The organism is Polynucleobacter sp. (assembly GCF_040400325.1).
GTDB lineage: Bacteria > Pseudomonadota > Gammaproteobacteria > Burkholderiales > Burkholderiaceae > Polynucleobacter.
The window spans coordinates 1-3939 of sequence record NZ_JBBAQK010000029.1 but is presented as its reverse complement, the minus strand read 5'-3'; the positions used below and the strand labels follow the sequence as shown (position 1 = coordinate 3939).

Annotated in this window: 7 protein-coding genes; 5 read left to right on the top strand and 2 right to left on the bottom strand. The window is 39.7% G+C overall.

The annotated features are described in order from the left end of the window. Window positions 1–217: 217 nt before the first annotated feature. The 3 genes from ABWP14_RS11280 to ABWP14_RS11270 all read left to right on the top strand — a co-directional run bounded on the left by ABWP14_RS11280 (window position 218) and on the right by ABWP14_RS11270 (window position 1253). Complete coding sequence (locus tag ABWP14_RS11280; protein WP_353203071.1) at window positions 218–460, top strand: type II toxin-antitoxin system Phd/YefM family antitoxin; 243 nt, start codon at window positions 218–220, stop codon at window positions 458–460. Beyond that, entirely contained in the window at window positions 457–720 is a 264-nt protein-coding gene (locus tag ABWP14_RS11275; protein WP_353203070.1) for a Txe/YoeB family addiction module toxin, read from the top strand. The genes ABWP14_RS11280 and ABWP14_RS11275 overlap by 4 nt, the downstream gene beginning before the upstream one ends. A gap of 311 nt (window positions 721–1031) precedes the next feature. Then, window positions 1032–1253: a hypothetical protein gene (locus ABWP14_RS11270; RefSeq protein WP_353203069.1), complete on the top strand. Its 222-nt coding sequence runs from the start codon at window positions 1032–1034 to the stop codon at window positions 1251–1253. Here ABWP14_RS11270 and ABWP14_RS11265 read toward each other — a convergent pair. Continuing rightward, the gene (locus tag ABWP14_RS11265; RefSeq protein WP_353203068.1) at window positions 1242–1628 is read right to left on the bottom strand and encodes an HPF/RaiA family ribosome-associated protein; all 387 of its coding nucleotides are present in this window, start codon (window positions 1626–1628) and stop codon (window positions 1242–1244) included. The genes ABWP14_RS11270 and ABWP14_RS11265 overlap by 12 nt on opposite strands. Beyond that, a complete protein-coding gene (locus ABWP14_RS11260; protein ID WP_353203067.1) occupies window positions 1625–1801 on the bottom strand; it encodes a hypothetical protein in 177 nt (58 codons plus the stop codon). Before ABWP14_RS11260 ends, ABWP14_RS11265 begins: the two co-directional genes overlap by 4 nt. Window positions 1802–1954: 153 nt before the next feature. Here ABWP14_RS11260 and ABWP14_RS11255 point away from each other — a divergent pair, with 153 nt between their 5' ends. Both ABWP14_RS11255 and ABWP14_RS11250 read left to right on the top strand, forming a co-directional pair. Continuing rightward, window positions 1955–2713, top strand: a complete 759-nt coding sequence (locus ABWP14_RS11255; RefSeq protein ID WP_353203066.1) for a hypothetical protein — start codon at window positions 1955–1957, stop codon at window positions 2711–2713. A gap of 564 nt (window positions 2714–3277) precedes the next feature. Further along, window positions 3278–3826, top strand: a complete 549-nt coding sequence (locus tag ABWP14_RS11250) for a DUF4410 domain-containing protein (protein WP_353203065.1) — start codon at window positions 3278–3280, stop codon at window positions 3824–3826. Window positions 3827–3939 lie beyond the last annotated feature (113 nt).

Here is a 3939-nt window from a genome sequence, read left to right as displayed (position 1 = left end):
TTTTCGTCCATCTTCGTACTTTCATTCCACGGCATAGAGTGGCCCCTCCTATGCCAAAAACTGTAAAGTATGTGTCCGGTATAAAGTGTTAACTATGTGTCGAGTCATACAAATAATGCCCTGCTTTATGCGGGGCATTTTCTTTTGGTCGGGTGGATGAGATGGCCACTTGACAAAGCGTACGCTTTTGCGTACTATATTGAAAAGGAGTAAAATCATGACCACATTAACCGCAAGCCAAGCTCGAGCAGGTCTTTACCGTTTGATTGATCAAGCGGCAGAGTCGCATAAGCCAATAGTCATTTCTGGTAAGCGAGGAAATGCTATTTTAGTTTCTGAAGAAGATTGGAGCGCTATTCAGGAGACGCTGTATCTATTGGCAATTCCAGGAATGCGTGAGTCAATTAAAGACGCTATGGCTGAGCCTATTGCTAAAAGTAAAAGGGCATTGAAGTGGTGACTTGGAATTTAGCTTATTCCAAATATGCCATTAAGGATGCTAAAAAACTATCTGCTGCAGGCCTTAAAGATAAAGCCCAGGCTTTATTGAATATTTTAGAAGTAGACCCCCTCCAAAATCCGCCGCCTTATGAGAAGTTAGTTGGCGATCTAAAAGGGGCTTACTCACGCAGAATTAATATTCAACATCGCTTAGTTTATGAAATTTTGCGCAAGGAGAAGACGGTGCGAATCTTAAGAATGTGGACTCACTACGAATAAAGTAGGCAATAGTCTAAAGCAGAGTCAGGCATCCTTGACCCTGGTCGATTCCGCCCCGGGCCACCAAGAATCTCAATAGCCCACTTGTAGGGCTATTTTCTTTTATGGCTTGGCATGGTTAGGCGCTATTAGTTTCGGATATCGCTATATAGAAATGTCCTTTAAAAGGACAGTTTTGTGACAGGAAATTTGTCATCTCTCAATCACTTAAGTGTTGCTTTTTTATACTAATTTCTTTAATTACGCCTGAAAAAGAATTATTTTGACTATAAGAGGAATAGACTTAACTTCTACAAAGCGCTGGGAGTCTGATGATGGATAAAAGATATGAATCTAAGGAACAGCATATAGCGGAGCTCACGATCGAAAACCGGAGACTTGCTAATAGAGCCAAAGCCATGGAAAAAATAATTGCAGGCTGGAATGAGGCAAACAGCCTATTAGTAGCCAAGCTTAAGCCAAAACTAAGTCTTAAGGACTACGAAAAGTCCATCAACTATCAACCAAGCGGCTCATTTAAATTAATTTGGTAGGTGGCTAAGTATTTTCCATATTTTTTCAATTGCAGAGTTGATGGTGGAATAAAGATCTTCGCCCTGATCTTCAGAGTAAAGCTGCTTATCTTTAAGGTGAATAGTAATCTCAACAGTATTTCGTAGGGCCTTTTCAACTGTAATATCGATGAATAAAAAAACAGTAGCAATAGTAGATTCATCGAATTGATTACGAATTTTTTGTAAGCGGTTATCGATATAGGCTTTGACTATAGGTAATTTAGCAAAAGAATTACCCTCATACTTAATGCCTATAGACGAAAGATTCCCCGCATTATCAGGCGAACCATCAAGCCGCACTGGGTTCTTAAAATCGATAGCAAGGTAAGTTTTATTTTCTTGTATGACCCTCACCCTCGCTTTAATGCATTAATTTTTGTGTTGATATTGCCGTAGACCTTCCAATGCTTAAGTTCTTCAAATAGCATATCAAGATCTGCATAAGATAGGTTCTTTATGTCTTGTAGGGTGAATGAGTCACCGGCCTCTAGTTTTTGTACAGCATCAACATACGTCAGTTCGGCCATCTAGACCCTCTTGTTTTAATAGTGAATATTCTGAATAAAATAAACCGGATAGCTCGTAACTTGCCAAGTTCAAGTTGGCAAATGTAATAAATCTGACTTATGGGTGTAAAAGGTACATGATGTTAAATGGACAAGAGAGCACTTTAGGGGAATTTGACTATCAACCAATTCGTGATCGAGCGTTTCCATTTAGCTTTTAGAGCTGGACTGATCAATCGGTTTGGGAAAATACCTACGGCCAGTAAATTAGCGATTGAATTTAATCTTCGTAACTTTCAGTCAAATCCAATTAGTCGTGAATCGGCGAGAAAATGGATCAATGGCCAATCAATACCAGAGACGTCAAGACTGAAGACTTTAATCAGCTGGCTTAACTTAGATGCATCGTTTATTTATTCTACGACTATCATCGAAAAAGCGAGCATTCATGTAGAGATTGATAGCCAGAAAGATAGGGCAAAAGTAGAAGCCTATGGGCGCCGAAAAATAGAGATGTTGGCACATGCTGCTTTGAACTTTGTTACACCCCTTGCGGCTGTATTAAATTCAGAGGGCGTCATTATTTTGGTTAATGGTGCATGGCGATCTGCTGCCATGCTATATCCAAAGTTAAAGGGAGGGAGCCTAGGATGTGAGGGTGTTAATTATCTTGCTGTTTGTGAAAAAGTAGTGGGGCCAGGCTCTGAAGAAGCGAATATAGTGGCTAAATCTATTCGTGAAGTTATTGCGGAACATTCAAAAACATTTACTTTAAAATATCCTTGCCACAGTAATGGAGATAAAAGATGGTTTGAGGTCAAGGTATCTGCCTACAAACACTTAGATGACGTGTGTTGTGTTGTTACCCATATGCCGATTACTGAAGCAACGTTTAAGAAGAAAAAACTGATTGGGCAACCCTTACGGAAATAACCTTTAAAAAAACATTTGTGTTTATGCGGGTTTCATCTGTGCCGATTAATGTGGCATAGTTTATGCATAGCTATAAGTAAGTAAATCTTTTAAAGGGGTGCTTATGTCAAATACCGATTCTTTATGGCTATTTTTAATACTGTGCTGTTTTGTCCTGGCAATACAGGCTACTTAAACCGGTAATTATTGCCGCAGAAGTAGGGGTTTTGTTATCCCTTCATGCCATGTCGTTTAAAACGACAGTCTAGGAATAGAGTCAGACATCCTAAGGCCCTGGTTCGATTCCGCCCCGGGCCACCAAGAATCTCAATAGCCCACTTGTTGGGCTATTTTCTTTTAAGGTTGGGCGTGGTTAGACGCCATTAGTCTCGGATATTCCTATCTAGAAGCGTCTTTTAGAAGGACGTCCCTGTAAGAGGGTTTATGTGGCACATATTTGGTGCGTTACTTGAGTAAATCCACGCGAATAGATAATTTAAGAATAGATCTATTCCTCAACTTTGTGCCGAAACCAAATATTCAAAATATGCTAAATTACTTTTTTATTTTAAATAAGCGAACATCATGATAAAAAATTCTTTAAAGTTAATTTGCCTTTGCTTCACAGCGATACTTGTGATCAACGGGTGCTCTTCAACGGTGAGTCGCCAGGCCGGTCAAAGTAGGCCAGCACAGTCTATTATTACCCCAAGTAATCCTCTTGGCAATATTGTTATTACGTATTCTGATGAGGCTCAAAAAAAGCGTTTAGACAACACAGCTTTTAGTGACATAGATCTGAAGCTGCAAATTCAAAAAACACTATCGGCTGCAAAGTTAATCACTGCCAATGTAAATCCCAAACAGCCCACCCTTAATGTTGAAGTGACCAACATACGCGTAAGATCAATTGCTAACAGAATGATGTTAGGATTCTTATCAGGCTCCGATTATATTCAAGGTGACGTTACAGTAAAAGACGCATCAGGTAAGATCTTGGACACTTTCAAAATTTCTACGGACCATTATGAAAGTTTCGTCGTCGGAACAACGAATGTTTTAAGCTGGATATATGAAACATTTGCGGGCGACACCTTGAAAGAGCTCAAAAATGAGCCAGTAGTAAAAAAATAAATCATTACTGATGGGGGCTAAGGAATTAGAAATCCTTGTGTCGGTGGTTCGATTTCGCCCCGGGCCACCAAGATTTAAATAATGCCCTGCTTTATGCGGGGCATTTTATTTTG

Coding starts and splice junctions, on each gene's coding strand:
- ABWP14_RS11250 (WP_353203065.1), top strand. CDS start 3,278: ATGATAAAAAATTCTTTAAAGTTAATTTGCCTTTGCTTCACAGCGATA.
- ABWP14_RS11280 (WP_353203071.1), top strand. CDS start 218: ATGACCACATTAACCGCAAGCCAAGCTCGAGCAGGTCTTTACCGTTTG.
- ABWP14_RS11270 (WP_353203069.1), top strand. CDS start 1,032: ATGATGGATAAAAGATATGAATCTAAGGAACAGCATATAGCGGAGCTC.
- ABWP14_RS11260 (WP_353203067.1), bottom strand. CDS start 1,801: ATGGCCGAACTGACGTATGTTGATGCTGTACAAAAACTAGAGGCCGGT.